This is a genomic window from Ohtaekwangia sp., from assembly GCF_036568665.1.
In the GTDB taxonomy this organism is placed as follows: domain Bacteria; phylum Bacteroidota; class Bacteroidia; order Cytophagales; family Cyclobacteriaceae; genus Ohtaekwangia.
This window is the reverse complement of sequence record NZ_DATCSD010000309.1, coordinates 1-15,746: the sequence shown is the minus strand read 5'-3', so window position 1 is coordinate 15,746 and position 15,746 is coordinate 1. Positions and strand designations below refer to the sequence as shown.

At 42.3% G+C, this 15,746-nt stretch carries 19 protein-coding genes; 9 read left to right on the top strand and 10 right to left on the bottom strand.

The features are described from left to right. From nusB to VIN08_RS16865, 4 genes are all read left to right on the top strand, one after another. Positions 1-922 (top strand): transcription antitermination factor NusB (gene nusB / locus VIN08_RS16880; protein WP_331967400.1); only part of this gene is annotated, 922 nt, incomplete at its 5' end. Positions 923-988: 66 nt separating this feature from the next. Further along, a complete protein-coding gene (locus tag VIN08_RS16875) occupies positions 989-1,297 on the top strand; it encodes a YtxH domain-containing protein (RefSeq protein WP_331967398.1) in 309 nt (102 codons plus the stop codon). Positions 1,298-1,322: 25 nt separating this feature from the next. Next, positions 1,323-1,862, top strand: coding sequence for a DUF1573 domain-containing protein (locus tag VIN08_RS16870; RefSeq protein WP_331967396.1), 540 nt, complete (start codon positions 1,323-1,325; stop codon positions 1,860-1,862). Between the two features lie 90 nt (positions 1,863-1,952). Next, a complete protein-coding gene (locus tag VIN08_RS16865; RefSeq protein WP_331967394.1) occupies positions 1,953-2,858 on the top strand; it encodes an LD-carboxypeptidase in 906 nt (301 codons plus the stop codon). Here VIN08_RS16865 and VIN08_RS16860 read toward each other — a convergent pair. The 8 genes from VIN08_RS16860 to VIN08_RS16825 all read right to left on the bottom strand — a co-directional run bounded on the left by VIN08_RS16860 (position 2,841) and on the right by VIN08_RS16825 (position 8,160). Continuing rightward, a complete protein-coding gene (locus VIN08_RS16860; RefSeq protein WP_331967392.1) occupies positions 2,841-3,467 on the bottom strand; it encodes a LysE family translocator in 627 nt (208 codons plus the stop codon). The genes VIN08_RS16865 and VIN08_RS16860 overlap by 18 nt on opposite strands. A gap of 46 nt (positions 3,468-3,513) precedes the next feature. Then, positions 3,514-4,560, bottom strand: coding sequence for a hypothetical protein (locus VIN08_RS16855; RefSeq protein WP_331967390.1), 1,047 nt, complete (start codon positions 4,558-4,560; stop codon positions 3,514-3,516). Between the two features lie 21 nt (positions 4,561-4,581). Beyond that, a complete protein-coding gene (locus VIN08_RS16850; protein ID WP_331967388.1) occupies positions 4,582-5,094 on the bottom strand; it encodes a hypothetical protein in 513 nt (170 codons plus the stop codon). 80 nt (positions 5,095-5,174) lie between these two features. Further along, a complete protein-coding gene (locus VIN08_RS16845; RefSeq protein WP_331967386.1) occupies positions 5,175-5,633 on the bottom strand; it encodes a YHS domain-containing (seleno)protein in 459 nt (152 codons plus the stop codon). An 84-nt stretch (positions 5,634-5,717) separates the two neighbouring features. Continuing rightward, a complete protein-coding gene (locus VIN08_RS16840; RefSeq protein ID WP_331967384.1) occupies positions 5,718-6,194 on the bottom strand; it encodes a regulatory protein RecX in 477 nt (158 codons plus the stop codon). Positions 6,195-6,314: 120 nt separating this feature from the next. Then, positions 6,315-6,797: a YcxB family protein gene (locus VIN08_RS16835; RefSeq protein ID WP_331967382.1), complete on the bottom strand. Its 483-nt coding sequence runs from the start codon at positions 6,795-6,797 to the stop codon at positions 6,315-6,317. A 67-nt stretch (positions 6,798-6,864) separates the two neighbouring features. Continuing rightward, positions 6,865-7,728 carry a carboxylating nicotinate-nucleotide diphosphorylase gene (nadC, locus tag VIN08_RS16830; protein WP_331967380.1) on the bottom strand — a complete coding sequence of 288 codons (864 nt, stop codon included), beginning with the start codon at positions 7,726-7,728 and terminating at the stop codon, positions 6,865-6,867. A gap of 27 nt (positions 7,729-7,755) precedes the next feature. Continuing rightward, entirely contained in the window at positions 7,756-8,160 is a 405-nt protein-coding gene (locus tag VIN08_RS16825) for a DUF4783 domain-containing protein (protein WP_331967378.1), read from the bottom strand. 194 nt (positions 8,161-8,354) lie between these two features. On the opposite strand from VIN08_RS16825, the gene gpmI reads away from it, so the two are divergent. From gpmI to VIN08_RS16800, 5 genes are all read left to right on the top strand, one after another. Further along, the gene (gene gpmI, locus VIN08_RS16820) at positions 8,355-9,881 is read left to right on the top strand and encodes a 2,3-bisphosphoglycerate-independent phosphoglycerate mutase (protein WP_331967377.1); all 1,527 of its coding nucleotides are present in this window, start codon (positions 8,355-8,357) and stop codon (positions 9,879-9,881) included. Between the two features lie 121 nt (positions 9,882-10,002). Next, positions 10,003-10,503, top strand: coding sequence for a hypothetical protein (locus VIN08_RS16815; protein WP_331967375.1), 501 nt, complete (start codon positions 10,003-10,005; stop codon positions 10,501-10,503). Positions 10,504-10,538: 35 nt separating this feature from the next. Further along, complete coding sequence (locus VIN08_RS16810) at positions 10,539-12,329, top strand: ABC transporter ATP-binding protein (protein WP_331967373.1); 1,791 nt, start codon at positions 10,539-10,541, stop codon at positions 12,327-12,329. Positions 12,330-12,332: 3 nt separating this feature from the next. After that, a complete protein-coding gene (locus tag VIN08_RS16805; protein WP_331967371.1) occupies positions 12,333-12,749 on the top strand; it encodes a Fur family transcriptional regulator in 417 nt (138 codons plus the stop codon). A gap of 181 nt (positions 12,750-12,930) precedes the next feature. Further along, positions 12,931-13,920 carry a TerC family protein gene (locus tag VIN08_RS16800; RefSeq protein WP_331967402.1) on the top strand — a complete coding sequence of 330 codons (990 nt, stop codon included), beginning with the start codon at positions 12,931-12,933 and terminating at the stop codon, positions 13,918-13,920. A 3-nt stretch (positions 13,921-13,923) separates the two neighbouring features. Here VIN08_RS16800 and VIN08_RS16795 read toward each other — a convergent pair whose 3' ends face one another. Further along, entirely contained in the window at positions 13,924-15,204 is a 1,281-nt protein-coding gene (locus VIN08_RS16795) for a hypothetical protein (RefSeq protein WP_331967369.1), read from the bottom strand. 62 nt (positions 15,205-15,266) lie between these two features. Further along, the coding region (gene purE / locus VIN08_RS16790) for a 5-(carboxyamino)imidazole ribonucleotide mutase (RefSeq protein ID WP_331967367.1) at positions 15,267-15,746 on the bottom strand (480 nt) is incomplete at its 5' end.

Here is a 15,746-nt window from a genome sequence, read left to right as displayed (position 1 = left end):
GGTTGATAGTGATGATCCCAAGATTAAAAAAGTAGTAAACGAGTGCTTCCAATTCTATGCGAAGCAGTCTAAAAAAGATAGCGACTTCTTCCTGAAAAATCTGATCAGCGAAGTTGAAAAGATATACGATCACTATATAGCAGTGCTTAGCTTGCTGCCCGCCTTTGCCGAAATAGCCGAAGCCGACAAAAAAGTGAGTCACAAAAATTTTGTGAACAACGCCTGGATCACCGCCCTGCGTAATCAGGAAGATTTGAAGAAAGATGCCCTTAAGCTGGGGCGCCACTGGCAAGATAAAGCAGACCGTGTTAAAGGATGGTTTCGCGATGTAGTGCGCCAGGACAACGAGTACCTTAACTACCTGGATAAGAAAAGTCCTACGCTTGACGATCAGAAAAAATTTGCCAATCACTTATTCAAGAAAGTGATCCTCGGCAAAACGGTTATCAATGAATTTTTTGAGGAAGAAGTTCTGCGATGGGCTGAAGATAAAGAGATCGTGAAAGGTCTCGTGGAAAAAACGGTAAAGTCGTTCGATGGTGAGAATCAAAATACCCTTACGCTTCACACGTTATCTGTAAACTGGGATGAGGATAAAGAATTTATCGAGAAGCTTTACAACAAGGCCTCGAATCTGGATGAGAAGTATAAAGAATTGATTGCCAACAACACGCGTAATTGGGAGGTTGACCGCTTGCCATTAACGGACCGGATGATCCTGGAGATGGCTATTGCCGAGTTACTGGAGTTCCCCAGCATACCAGTGAAGGTTACGATCAATGAATACATCGAACTCTCCAAGAACTATAGCACACCGAAAAGCCGTCAGTTCATCAACGGTATTTTAGATGTTATAGCAAAGGAATTGAAAGACAAAGGTGACATGAAGAAAAGTGGCCGAGGACTTATGGACAATAAGTAATTCTGTTTGTTAAAAATTGTTAAAATTTTGAATTTGCGTCACGACCGTAATTAATTTGAAAAGTTTATGAGCAAAAAGAGTGGAAATTTTTTGATAGCGTTCCTGGCGGGCGCAGCAACGGGTGCGATCCTCGGAATTCTCTATGCGCCTGACAAGGGCTCGAATACGCGCGAAAAATTATCGTTCCAGTTAGATAAGTATCGTAAGATGCTTCAGGACCTGATCAACGATTTTGTAGAAGGCAAAGAAACTCCGCTCACAACAGAAGCAAAATCACAAGGCCAGAAAGTAGTGGATGAAGCCAAGAACAAAGCTGAACGATTACTGGAAGATGTGGATGAACTTTTAGAACAGATTCGTGGTAAAAAAGGATAAAGGAATAAACGATTTGATCATCAATATGAAAACAGGAATTGCAAAATCATTTTTATTTTTTGCTGTTTTGCTGGCAACATTTACTGCCTGCAAAGATCGTGACGCAGAAAAAAGAATTGCTGCTTTAGAAAGTAAAATAGCCGACCTGGAAGCAAAGAAAACTCCGGGTACAACAACTCCGGCGCCAACTATTGCAGCGCCCGAAACAAAACCGGAAGGACCACTTCCTACCATGGAGTTTGAAACAATGGATCACGATTTTGGTACTATCAAGGAAGGCGACATTGTGGAGTTTACCTATAAACTTAAAAATACCGGAGCTGCTCCCCTGATCATACAAAGTGCGCAACCTTCTTGTGGATGTACTGTGCCTGACTTTACCAAAGAGCCTATTCCTGTAGGAGGAACTGGTTACGTAAGAGCCAAATTTGATAGCAATGGCAAACAGAATGTACAAAGCAAATCCATTACTGTAACAGCGAATACATTTCCCAAGCAATCAACTCTTCGCTTCAAGGCAATGATTACACCGAAGGCCGGTGGCTCAGCTCCTGCTGCACACTAGTCTTTGTTAAGAATTCAGGTTTTATAAATTTAGGCTGCCTTTAAACGGGCAGCCTTTTGTTTTGGCAATCACCTTTATCTTTATACCCGCATGATCATTCCTCCACAACTGAAACCCGGTGATACCATTGGTATCACAGCTCCGGGGCGAAAAATTCCGAAAGCAGATTTGAAAGCCGCTATAGATATAGTGAAGTCGTGGGGATTGAACGTGCAACTGGCCAAAAATCTTTTTAGCGATAAACACTCCTACCTCGCAGGAACAGATGAAGAACGATTATCCGATTTTCAGTCGCTAATAAATGATGCCAACGTGAAGGCTATACTTTGCGCGCGTGGCGGCTACGGCAGCACGCGTATAGTAGACCAGATCGATTTTAGCCCGCTCCTTGTTCAGCCAAAATACATTATTGGCTTCAGCGACATCACCGCTATCCATTTAAAGCTGTATAGCCTCGATATTCAAAGTATTCATGCCACCATGCCAGTGCTTTTTGCGAGAGAAAAATCAGCATCATCGGTTGAAAGCCTGCGTCAGATGCTGCTTGAAACAAGCAATAAGTTTATATCGTCAGAGAGTATATATAGCAGACCGGGCACAGGTGCAGGAAAAATTATAGGAGGCAATCTTTCATTGATCGTTGATTCGCTGGGCACATCCAGTGACCCTGATATGGACGGATGCATCCTGGTTATAGAAGAGGTGGATGAGTATCGCTATAAGCTCGACAGGATGATAACACAGCTATGGCGTGCCGGCAAACTGAATAAACTTGCCGGACTTATAGTTGGGTATATGACCGATATAAAAGATTCTGAACTTGGCTTTGGCGAAACAGCAGAAGAAATTGTGCTGAATCATGTGAACAAATATACCTACCCTATAGCTTTTGATTTCCCTACCGGGCATGAAAATCCGAATCTTGCCTGGAAACACGGTGGCACCGGCAATCTACATGTAGCCAACGGGCGGGCTACACTAACTTTTGTTGACTAAGAGCAGATATTGCACCAATGAATATATACCTAATATCAATAACATTGCTCCGGGTATTTTTTTAAGCAATGTACTTTGCTGAAAACGGTCGGCTATCTTTTTGGCCAGATAGGCAAACACGAGCAGAATAGCCAATGAACCAAGCGCAACGCCTAACAAATAACTTTGTAATCTCCATCCATCCGAGAGATCGATCCACTCCTGGCTCTTCATATAAGCTGTTATACCCAGCCAATAAGGCACTGCCAGCGGATTAAGCACACCTAAAATTATACCTCTCCTGAAACCACTTGCATTGAATTTTTGCGTGAGAGGTGATGGTTTATTTACAGACCATAAACCAGATATACCCAAAGCGATCATAACCACAGCTGTAAGCAGTTGCAGGTTCTCCAGAATAACAGGTGCCGAGGTGATCCACTTTTCGAATGCTACGGCCAGCCATGCATACGGATATTCGATCAAGGCAGAGGCTATGGCAAATCTCCACGCTATATTCATCCGGTTCTCCAACCCCATTTGCACAATGGTGAGATTGATCGTACCCGGTGGTATAGATCCTATAAAGCTAAAGAAGAATGCCAGCGAGAAAGTAACGATCAAAGCCATAGCACACAAAGATACCAGAGAATCAATTGCGCTGCATCATTCAAATTTATTCCACTGTTGTGGCTGCTTTAAATTTCCGGTAGTAGCTTCTTGCATCACGCACAGAAGTGTAGGATGCGCCCCGCTTTACGTTCTCACGGGCAATGAGAAAGATGTTTCGCCAATGACGGAATAACACACCTAACGCTTTAGACAACGGATACCCTGGATGGTAAATATGTGCGGGCTCCGCACCACATCCGTTAAGCTCCATAACCTTAATGTTGCCCGCATACAGATCTTCTATACTGGCACAACGCAAATCAAACCTGCCAAAATAAAAACCATCAATCTGCTCACTCACGCGATCAAATGTGCGCGATAATTGATCGTTGATCAAATGACTTCCATCCAGAAATTTTGTTCCGAGACAATGATTGCCAATGGATACAAGTTCAAGTGATCTGCCACGAGGTATAACTTGCTGAAGCTTATCTTTAAACATTATCTGTAGCTTTTCCCATTGAAGCTTTGCACGATCTTTTTTCAAAATCAATTGTTGCAGGGTTGACATACCATCACCTGTAACTGAAAGCATCTCTTTCATTACCACCGATGTAACGTTGCCTTTACTCTCATGTGGAAAACGCACATAAAATACACCGAACTCCAACGGCAGGTCTACCAGCTCCTGTACTATAAAATCAAACTTGATCCGCTCCAGGTATGCATCTATACCTTCTTCGCTATCGATGCGCTTTACCATAAAACCACGCTCACCTATATCGGGTTTGAAAATTACCGGGAAGCTGAAATTATACTGTGCTAAAATTTTTAAGACATCCTCTTTTGTCGCGGGACTCTTTATCAAAGCTGTTTTAGGAATATACTGTACAGGAATTTTTTTGAGCACATCGTATTTCGATTCCCCGAACATACCGCCCATTACGATACCGGGATTGGATGCTGAAAAGAAAATAAACGATCTGGCTCGTATCGATAACCAGGTATAGTATATAAATAATGGAAACTGTACTATGCCAAAAGGCCAGTACTCCCAGCTTGTTAGTTTAATAATGAAATTGCTTCGGATAATTCTCTCCCACGAAACCATAATGCCACAAAAATAGAAAGTTTAATGCGTAACGGAAGCCGCTTCTTTATAGCGAATGGTTGATGCCGCTACACCAAAATCTTTTGCAAGCAATATATAGGGTGCCACTTCACGAATACCAATCTTCATAATGGCCATGTGATGTACGGCATGTTCTATATTATATACCAGCTCGCGTGTGGCTGTGGTGCGAATGGTGAGAAATTCTTCTTTCGCCAGATCGTAACCTACTTCGAGTTTCAGATCTTTTTCTTTCAGGGAGTTTACAAAATCATTGATACGATTAATGGCGGCCAATGCTATATATTTATCACTCTCAATCAATTTATCATGCGCGCGTCTATCGTAGTTCACTACTCCTTGCTGATAGCCGCTCTCAAAGCAAATAAAAAACTCCAGGGTATGCCGGAGATGTTGACCTATGGTTGATTGACTTAAGCTTTCCGATGGTTTTATAAAATCCTTCTCTTCTATTTGCGTAGTAAGATCCGCCAGTTGAGACAGTATGGAAGCACAGGCATGAATAATGTCCATAGAGGGGGGTGAATGTTTATATTTTCTAAATTATGTTAAATATCTAATTTAAGAAATTGCCAAGAGGCAGTAAAATCAATTTATTCGCTGGATATATTCTTCCAGTTTCGGTCGCCTGCTTGTTTAAGCTTCGCTTCATTTTTATTCCAGTCTTCCAAAGTATTATTACCCCAAAAGTTATAGTAGAGGTAAAGCTTGCCATCAATAATCTTAAATGTTTCCGGATCTACTTTCACTTTCTCACCACTCTCACCCATCGCATACGCACACCAGCCTCCATAAGCTGGTTCATATTTATCAGGATTACTTTTAAACCGGGCTAAATTATTTTGACTACTAAACAGGTAGGTTATTCCTTTATGCGTAAAACGGATCGACTCCTTTCCTTCCACTGGTTTGTTATCGAAATAACTAACAGCGTCATATCCCTCCAGCGCGATGTTCTTTTTTATGTTGAAATGCTTTGATCGCTGTGCATCATTCTGCGCAAAGAGCTGTGTACTACACAGCAACAGAAAAATTATAAGACCACTTTTCATATCGTTATATGCTTTATATATGATTTGAAACGTAAAAGTGGATTTAGCGGTCGACTGGAATTGTCGCGGGGATTACAAACTACATTAATCTTTTACAAGATGTTTTACCTGCTCCCATACCAATTCGGATTCAAAGCCTTTTTGTATGGCATAGCGCGCAAGTTTATCGCGCTTCACGAATGGGTTCTCTTCTTCCAACTGATTTGATTTGCGCTCGAGAATATCCTGTAACGTTTTTATATAGTCACCTTCATCGATCTCTCTCAAGCCAATACGGATACAATTCTTGGTGAGTCCTCTTGCTTCCAGTTCATTTACAATCTTTACTCTTCCCCAATGTTGCATCCGGAATTTGCCTCCTGCAAAGGCTTTCGCAAATCGCTCTTCATTTAAAAAACCTTCGGTGATCAATGCAGAGAGTATATTTTCAACTTCGTTCTTATACAGGCCGTATTCATATAGCTTGTTACGAACTTCTTTGTGCGAGCGCTCCTGATACGCGCAGTAGCGGTATATCTTTAGCTTGGCTTCCTGAGGAGATATTTTTTTTTCGGATCGCACAATCTATTCCTTTTTGAAATCACAACCCTTTATTAAAAAAATCCGGTCTGAAAAAAACATTCAGACCGGGCCTAACCGTATGAAACGGTATCTATATAGTATGCAGCAACAGGCTATAGCCTATTTTACAAATCCCTTTGCTTTTAAAATGCTGGCGACAAACTTACGCTCATTATCGGTATTGAATATGCGATAAGGCCAGTATAGAATCTGTGCCTTGTTTACATATAGCACAAAGAAATCTTTACCAATTTCTGCAGCTTGTATCTGGTCCCACTTAATAGGCATTCCTTCACGCGGGTTGATCTTCATCAATATCTGCTGGCTGCTGATCTCGTATGAATATTTTTCAAACAGTGCTTTACCTTGCTCCAGTTGTGTAACACCATAAAATTGCACCCACCAGAAAAGTAAATATAGTCCCAGACCTAGCACAGCACCAATAAACCACCAGATGCTTTGCAAGCCGGGTATAGCATAACCCAGGCAAATTACAAAGGCAGCAAGACCGGCAATCCATCCCTGCTTTTTCAACACGTTCTTAAGCGCCACACTGATGTAGACCTTCTTTTCGAGTTTGTAGTTTTTAGTTTTAACGATCATAATTCTAATTCACATGTTTCAGCGATTGAAGTATAGATATACTATCATTCGCTTGTATAATTATCTTTTAAACACCTGCTGCTTTCAGGCTCAGGTCAAGACTCTTGATAGAGTGTGTTAATGCTCCAACAGAAATAAAATCAACGCCACATTCTGCCACACTGCGAATATTCTCTTCTGTTATACCTCCACTCGCTTCTGTCTGGTATTTACCATCAATCAGCTTCACGGCCATGGTCATATCCGCCAGACTCATATTGTCGAGCATGATCACATCTACACCACCAATACGAATCACTTCCCTGACTTCATCCAGGTTTCGTGTTTCAATTTCTATCCGCAGGTTCCTGTTGGTGGCGCGAAGATAATCTTTTGTTCGAATGATTGCCTGCTCAAGACCGCCCGCCATATCAATATGATTGTCTTTCAGCATAATCATATCGTATAAACCGATGCGATGGTTTTTACCACCGCCTATTATAACTGCCCATTTTTCAGGCAATCTGAAATTGGGTGTTGTTTTTCGCGTATCCAGCAAACAGGCCTTTGTTCCGCTGATCAAATCAGAGAGGTAACGTGTTTTGGTGGCTATAGCACTCATCCGCTGCATACAGTTAAGCACAAGTCGTTCGGCTTGTAAAATAGACCGCGAAGAACCTGAAACTATAAATGCTATATCGCCCTTCTTTACGGCCTGACCATCGCGGATAAATACCTCTACGCGCAGGGACGAATCTACCTGATTAAAAACAGCCAACGCTAATTCAACACCGGCCAGAATGCCATCTTCTTTTATTAGCAGGCGTGCCTGACTTGTGGCACGGGCTGTTATACTGGCAAGCGAAGAATGATCGCCATCGCCCACGTCTTCTCTCAATGCAGCCGCAATAAATGAATGCAGAAAATCTTCTGTGATGTAATACGGTTTCACCGTGCAAAAATAGAGGATGAGATGGATTTACTCCTTCACAAAAGAAATTTCATGAACAAGCTGTTGGTTGCCCACCGTCTTGATCTTCATGAACACCCGATGGGTTTCGTTTCCACTTTTATACTGGCCTATGGCAAATGGCTGGCCTCCTTTGGACGATCCCTGGTGAATGATATTGAACTCGCTGGCCGGATGTTGTTTAAAAAAATCGCGGAAAATAAACTCGGCCTGAGCTTTACTATAAGATTCTACTTTATCATCGATGGTAACATCGACTGTCTGATTGAGGTATTTTGATAGCTCTTTTGCGCTACCAGCTTTAATGGTTTCTTTCACCTGGCTGATTACATCATTATTCTGCGCCAGCAAGGGCACAGAATGAAAACTAAGAAGCACAAAAACTACTAACGAAATATATTTGTTCACCTTCATGGCAACTTTATTGTGCGGCCAAAATTGTGCCACGCTTTGCAAGATAATGAAATTATGAACAGTGGAAGTGGTTTTCAATCGTTTACCCTAAACGTAAGTCTGAAAAGCCTTCAATTTTCCAATCCACCATCCTGTAAATCATCCTTATATTTGCGCGCATTTACTAAAGTCCGGAAACTAAAAATCAAATCTCCATGAATAAAAAAGTATTGCTGATGATCCTAGACGGCTGGGGCATTGCCACAAACAAAGCCGTATCAGCGATTGACAAAGCCAAAACTCCCTTTATTAATTCTTTATACGGAAAGTATGCCAACAGTAAGTTGGAAGCTTCCGGATTAGCTGTGGGTTTACCTGCCGGACAAATGGGTAACTCTGAGGTGGGACACATGAATATTGGTGCAGGCCGTGTAGTATATCAGGATCTTGTTCGGGTAAATAAAGCGATTGAGGAAAAAGAGCTTGATCAGAATCCGGTTCTTCTGGACGCTTTCGCCTATGCGAAAAAGAATAATAAAAATGTACACTATATAGGTTTGGTTTCTGATGGAGGTGTACACTCACACATCGAACATCTGAAAGGATTGATTACGATTGCCAAGAATAATAACATCCCAAATTTATTCATACACGCTTTTACTGATGGTCGCGATACCGATCCAAAAGGCGGACTTGCATACATCAAAGATGTGATTGATCACCTAAGCAAAACCACAGGCAAACTCGCAAGTATAGTAGGTCGCTACTATGCTATGGATCGCGACAAACGTTGGGAGCGCGTAAAGCTGGCGTACGATCTGATGGTAAAGGGTGTTGGCGAAAAATCGACCGATGCACTTAAATCCATACAGCAATCTTATGATGCTAATGTAACGGATGAGTTCATCAAACCTATAGTAATGGTAGATGCACAGCAAAATCCTGTAGGAACTATACAGGAAGGCGATGTGGTGCTTTGCTTCAACTTCCGCACAGACCGTGGCCGACAGATAACCCAGGCGTTGACTCAGCAGGATTTTCCTGAGCAAGGAATGAAAGCGCTGCCACTATATTATGTAACGCTTACCAATTACGATGACTCATTCAAAGATGTTAAAGTAATTTTTGATAAAGATAATCTTGAAAAAACGTTAGGTGAGGTTGTATCAACAGCTGGCAAAAAACAGATCCGTATTGCCGAGACAGAAAAATATCCTCACGTTACATTCTTCTTTTCTGGCGGGCGCGAAGAGGCATTCCCGGGTGAATCAAGAATACTCTGTCCTTCTCCTAAAGTTGCCACTTATGATCTTGCTCCCGAGATGAGCGCCAACGACATAAAAGACAAGATCATTCCTGAGCTGAATAAAAAGGAACCTGATTTCATCTGTTTGAATTTTGCCAACCCCGACATGGTTGGTCACACCGGTGTGTTTGAAGCAGCTGTGAAAGCTTGTGAAACAGTAGACTCGTGCGCACAACAAGTTGTTGAAGCAGCATTGAAAAATGATTATAGCATCATTGTGATTGCTGACCATGGTAATGCTGATGTAATGATCAACGAAGACGGAACACCAAACACTGCGCACACCACCAACCTGGTGCCATGCATTCTGGTTGACAATAACTATACTGGAAAATTGAAGAACGGAAAATTAGGAGACCTCGCTCCGACAATTCTTACCTTAATGGGCATACCGGTTCCATCACAAATGACCGGAAATATATTATTGGAAAAATAAGTTGAAGAAGACTTCTATTCAGTTTAACCTCTTTGCAGTAGCCCTGGCGTTGCTTGGCATCGTTAGTGGTTGCGAGCAAAGAGGTGTACATTATCAGGGGTATTACCCAATTGACAGTGTTGTGACGGCACAAATCCAATTCCTCACTGCTGCCAAAGCTTCTGCTGTTAAAATCGCGAAGCTGGGTGATAAGGAAGAAACACAAACTATTAAAGCGGCTGATAGTACAATATGGGTAAACGAGTTGGAAATTTTTCGCGAACTCAAAACATTGAATAAACCTATCAACCAGGGAATCTATACCGTTGAAAATGGAGTACCAGACACCAAGAGCAATCTCACCATAAAACTGATCACTGCTTCTGTTGCCGATAAAAAGCACCTGCCTCCTGTACGGTCGATGAAGATCTACTATCATAACACGCTGAAAAGTATAAAACGGATAGAGGCCCAATTCAATGAAATAAACTCACTCTATAGCAGTGAGCGATTTTTGGTGATGGAATTTCAGGATGTTAACAATAAAACAGTACTGTCATCCTACTCTGTAAATGGAGGACAAAAAATGTTCCTGGGCGATTCGGTCGTGTACTCCGTAAAGGGAAATATATCCCTCCAATAAATCATAATATAAAGTCTAGACTCTAATATAGAAGTATGGCCAAGCGTAGCAGCGGAGAACCGCTAAGAGAAGAAGAGAAGAGACGCATTAATAAAACCAACCTGAGGCAACTAACAGGCATTTTCAAATTCATGTTGCCTTATAGAAGTATATTTATACTCGGTCTTGTAGCGTTGGTCTTGTCGAGCGTTACACTGATGGCGTTTCCGCGTTTATCAGGTGAGTTGCTGGATATCGCTTCGGGTAAACCAAAATATTTCAGCACCATTAACCAGGCAGCACTCGCATTGCTCGGTATACTCTTCGTGCAAGGTATTTTCTCTTTCATCCGGGTATATACCTTTTCGATCGTGACGGAGCGAGGCATGGCCGATGTGCGGAAATCAATCTATCAAAAAATTATCTGGATGCCATTATCATTCTTCGATAATCGCAGAGTAGGTGAGTTGATGAGTCGTATGATAGCCGACATAGAAACACTTCAAGGTACATTCAGTTTTACACTGGCAGAGTTACTGCGCCAGATCATTACCCTCATTACCGGAACTGCTATTATCTTTTACCTGGCTCCTACATTAACCGCGTTCATGCTGCTTACATTTCCTGTACTTGTATTGTCTGCACTTATATTTGGCAAGTTTATTCGCAAACTCTCCAGAAAGACACAGGATACACTGGCATCGGCCAACATTATAGTAGAAGAATCTTTTCAATCTGTATCTGTAGTAAAAGCATTTACCAACGAGTCATTCGAGATCAACCGGTATAGCACCGCTATAAATGATGTAGTAAAAACAGCACTTCATGGTGCGCGTTATAGAGGGTTATTTATTTCTTTTATCGTTTTTGTACTCTTTGGTGGCATAGTAGCGGTAGGATGGAAGGGTGCGAACCTGGTGCAGTCGCAAGAGATTACAACGGGTGAGCTATTCTCATTCATTCTATATACTTCTTTTATAGGATTTTCCATTGCCGGATTGGGTGACATCTATACACAATTACAACGGTCTATCGGTGCATCCGAACGCGTACTGGATATACTGGGGGAAAAGGATGAAAAGGTTAATGAAGATGCTTCTCTCATCAAATTACACGGAGATATTTCATTTGAAAATGTATCCTTCTCATATCCGACCCGTGTAGATTTCACCGTATTGAAAGGATTGAACTTTCATATAGCTCCGGGAGAAAAAGTAGCCCTGGTAGGGCAAAGTGGTTCGGGCAAATCAACCATCATTAATTTACTCATGCGTTTCTATTCCATTAGTCAGGGAGAAATCCGTGTCGATGGAAAGAACATTCATGATTTTAATCTCACGGCTTACCGGCAAAATATAGGTATAGTACCACAGGAGGTAATTCTATTTGGCGGCACCATTCTGGAAAACATTGCCTATGGTAAACCCGGTGCAAGCCTCGAAGAGATACATGCTGCGGCGCGTAAAGCCAATGCCTATGAGTTTATAGAAAGCTTCCCCGAAAAATTTGAAACCATCGTTGGGGAACGAGGTGTGAAATTATCGGGCGGACAACGCCAACGCATTGCCATTGCTCGCGCTATTCTGAAAGACCCGGCTATTCTTATTCTGGATGAAGCAACGAGCTCGCTAGACGCACACTCGGAAGTGCTGGTGCAGGAAGCGCTGGAGAAACTCATGGAAGGTCGCACAACAATCATTATCGCGCATCGCCTGAGCACTATCAAGAAAGTAGATCGCATTTTTGTTATCAAGGAAGGTACGCTGGCTGAAACAGGATCGCACGCCGAACTAACACAGCTCGATAATGGTATTTATAGTAACTTGCTGAAGCTACAACTGCAATAAGCCATGAACGCTCCCTCCGATCGTTTGCTTAAAACATTCCGCTTACGCTCCACGCCAAGCCGACTGGAAATACTGCATCTTTTTCTCAATAAAGACTATGCACTGTCGCATGGTGACATTGAGAAAGAGATCAACAATGAACTGGATCGGGTAACAGTTTACCGTACACTTAAAACCTTTCTTGATAAGGGTCTTATCCATAAAGTTCTGGATGATGAAGGAAGCCTGAAATACGCGCTTTGCAATGATACCTGCAGCAAAACCGGCCATCATCATGATCATGTCCATTTCAAGTGTACCAATTGCGGCCAAACCAATTGCCTGGAAGTAGAAGTGCCTGCTGTTAAGCTTCCCAAAGGTTATCGCGCCAACGAAGTGAACCTTTTGATACAAGGTATCTGCGAGCGCTGCTCCCGGTAATGTTTCAACACTTTGTTCTTTACTATACTTTTTGTCAATTGGTGGTATAGAAATCGAATCCGGAGTTTTCGAGATTGAAATATATTTGTAGTTTTGGCATTCACATATTGCCAAGAATGTGATTTTTTAATGTTTACAGGCTTTTAATCATTAACCGGAAGAACTCCCCTTGTCATCATTGATGAACATACTCCTCTTCTCCCTTTTCAGAAACCAAAGCGAACGGGAGACCATTCTTTTTGGCGTTTTTGCTATCATAATTATCCTCTTCCTGGTTCTTGATCTTGGCTTATTCCATAAGCAAGCCCGTAAGATCTCCACCAAGTCGGCACTCTACCAGTCTATATTCTGGGTTATTATATCAACTCTTTTCGGTTTTTTCATTTACAAGTACGATAACAGCGGCGCAGAAGGTGCTGTTGAATACTTCTCGGCATACTTAACCGAGTATGCACTCTCCGTTGATAATATCTTTGTAATACTGCTTATCCTGAAATATTTCCGGGTAAAGGAAGAATACTATCACAAAACGCTTTTCTGGGGGATTCTTGGCGCGATTGTTTTCCGCGCGATCTTCATTTTTGTTGGCGCATACCTCATCCATCAATTCCATTGGATACTGTATATGTTCGGGGTATTCCTGATATACTCGGGCATCCGCATTTACTTTGAAGATGGCGATGAGAAAATTGAGCCGGACAAAAATCCGATCATGAAATTCTGCCGCAGATACCTTCCGATATCAAAAGATGAGCACGGTGGTATGTTCATTGTGAAAGAAGCTGGCAGAATTGTATTTACTCCGCTTTTCCTGGTTATTGTTTTGATTGAAACAACCGATCTGATCTTTGCTGTGGATTCTATCCCGGCAGCCTTTGCTATTACGCAAAATGAATTTTTGATCTATACTTCCAACATCTTCGCGGTGATGGGACTCCGGGCTATGTTCTTCCTGCTGGCGGGTATCATCGACAAATTCTACCTGTTGCAAAAAGGACTTTCCATCATTCTGTTCTTCATTGGTGCTAAAATGCTATTGGAGATCTTTGATATTGATGTGAATGTATACCTGTCGTTTGCCGTGATCATTGCAACGCTTACGCTCTCCATCATTTTCTCGGTTATCGTTCCACGCAAGGCAGAGGCGGAAGCCGAAGAAGAATCCAAGTAATATTTACGAAGCATCCGTATTCACACCTTCTGCAAATAAATTCCTAGGAAGAATTTTTAGCAGAATCGGTAGTGTGAGAAATTTTTGAGGCAATGCTATGATAACAAAAGTCGGCAGAGTCTTCATCATCTGAATTAACTCCAGCCGCATGTGCTCCTTCTCTGCCAATGTAAGCTCATTAGAACGAGCCTTACGCAAGAGGTTCAATACATCTTCGCGCTCGTGAATTTCCTTTACCAGGCGACTCTTATTACGCTCTGCAACCTTCGCTACACGTTTGATGAATTGTTCACTCACTTCATGAAAATCCTGCTTGTTCTGAAGATATTCAAGCTGCGACCAATGCTCCAGTACAAATCCTTCGATAGCAATCATGCTGTTTTCCAGATCTTCGTCAGAGAAGTTGAGGTAATGACAAAAGCTCTTCAGATAATCCAGTTCAGATTGCTCTACTTTTTTATCGGCCCATAATGTGAGGATAGCTAGTTCAAGAAAGAATTTCTTGAGTATCCACGAATTTTCAGATGGCAGGTTGATGTCTTCCACGGCAATGCCATCTTCAAAGATTTGCATCGCCTGCTTCTTGCGTTCGTGCGAAAGATCTGTGCTCTGTAAAAAGTATTCAAGAAGTCGTTTCTCTTCGAACGCTATCTCTTTATTGGCATGAGCCGCTGAAGCTATAACTTTTACCACCGAGAACCGGAGTTCTTGTCTTTCATAACGAAAGAAATCGGCCACTACTTTATCCGCATTCGTATGTATCCATTGGCCGAAGATAAATACATCCAGAAAGAGTAAAGTATTATGAAAGAACGATGCCCAGAAGTTACCTTCAAAAGCATTTGTATGCTCAATGCGTTTATCGAGTATACGTTCTGCCAATTCCATAACGGTCTTCTTCCGGCCGAATAAGGTTTTGGTAGGTATAGAAAGTTCCGGAAATATATTGTTGTAAAAATTACCGATGCTCTCCAGCGTTTTCAGGAATACATTCGAAAGTTCCTCCGGAGTTCTTACCGGCTTCTCCTGGAAGAGAAGTGAGCTACTGATGAGACTTTCTGCAAGCAGTATCTTGATCCGGTCTTTCTCATTCCACTGTTCACTGCCGGGTATATTTATATCGCCAACCAACTGGCCATACATTAATCCAGTGGGTTGGATAACACGGTATAGGGAGTGCTCCGGGTGAGATGCCTTGCGCCTGGTATCCGTAGTAAGATCTCTCAGTAATTCTTTTCGGAATTCCAGGTACTCTTTAAGCCAACCTTTTTCGCGGGGTTTCATCTCCGGGTATATCTCTGCAATCTGAAGTTACAGAAAAATAAATCAAATCGGAACAAGCTAAACTATAAAGCGCTTTTCCATCCATTTACCTCTATATTTTTTGCGGCTGCTTCCACTTTTGTCTGCAGCGATTTCTTGAATGCGTCCAACCTTTCTCCCAGGTCTTTATCAGATGCTCCGATAATTTGTGCCGCAAGAATACCGGCATTTCGGGCGCCATCCAGCGCAACAGTTGCAACCGGCACACCCGCTGGCATCTGCAAAATAGAGAGAACGGAATCCCAGCCATCAATCGAGTTAGAGGATTTTACCGGCACACCAATTACCGGCAGCGATGTAAGCGATGCAACCATACCGGGTAAATGCGCAGCACCACCTGCCCCTGCTATAATTACTTTCAATCCGCGCTTGCGTGCATCCGATGCATACTCTACCATACGTAAAGGTGTACGGTGAGCCGATACCACCGTAAGCTCATACGGAACAGCAAGTTCATCCAATACTTCGGCAGCTTCTTTCATGATCTTCAGATCTGACTGGCT

Excerpts from the sequence above, each read along its gene's own strand:
- VIN08_RS16875 (WP_331967398.1), top strand. The coding sequence starts at position 989 with ATGAGCAAAAAGAGTGGAAATTTTTTGATAGCGTTCCTGGCGGGCGCA.
- VIN08_RS16870 (WP_331967396.1), top strand. The coding sequence starts at position 1,323 with ATGAAAACAGGAATTGCAAAATCATTTTTATTTTTTGCTGTTTTGCTG.
- VIN08_RS16865 (WP_331967394.1), top strand. The coding sequence starts at position 1,953 with ATGATCATTCCTCCACAACTGAAACCCGGTGATACCATTGGTATCACA.
- VIN08_RS16860 (WP_331967392.1), bottom strand. The coding sequence starts at position 3,467 with ATGGCTTTGATCGTTACTTTCTCGCTGGCATTCTTCTTTAGCTTTATA.
- VIN08_RS16855 (WP_331967390.1), bottom strand. The coding sequence starts at position 4,560 with ATGGTTTCGTGGGAGAGAATTATCCGAAGCAATTTCATTATTAAACTA.
- VIN08_RS16850 (WP_331967388.1), bottom strand. The coding sequence starts at position 5,094 with ATGGACATTATTCATGCCTGTGCTTCCATACTGTCTCAACTGGCGGAT.
- VIN08_RS16845 (WP_331967386.1), bottom strand. The coding sequence starts at position 5,633 with ATGAAAAGTGGTCTTATAATTTTTCTGTTGCTGTGTAGTACACAGCTC.
- VIN08_RS16835 (WP_331967382.1), bottom strand. The coding sequence starts at position 6,797 with ATGATCGTTAAAACTAAAAACTACAAACTCGAAAAGAAGGTCTACATC.
- VIN08_RS16825 (WP_331967378.1), bottom strand. The coding sequence starts at position 8,160 with ATGAAGGTGAACAAATATATTTCGTTAGTAGTTTTTGTGCTTCTTAGT.
- gpmI (WP_331967377.1), top strand. The coding sequence starts at position 8,355 with ATGAATAAAAAAGTATTGCTGATGATCCTAGACGGCTGGGGCATTGCC.
- VIN08_RS16810 (WP_331967373.1), top strand. The coding sequence starts at position 10,539 with ATGGCCAAGCGTAGCAGCGGAGAACCGCTAAGAGAAGAAGAGAAGAGA.
- VIN08_RS16805 (WP_331967371.1), top strand. The coding sequence starts at position 12,333 with ATGAACGCTCCCTCCGATCGTTTGCTTAAAACATTCCGCTTACGCTCC.
- VIN08_RS16800 (WP_331967402.1), top strand. The coding sequence starts at position 12,931 with ATGAACATACTCCTCTTCTCCCTTTTCAGAAACCAAAGCGAACGGGAG.
- VIN08_RS16795 (WP_331967369.1), bottom strand. The coding sequence starts at position 15,204 with ATGAAACCCCGCGAAAAAGGTTGGCTTAAAGAGTACCTGGAATTCCGA.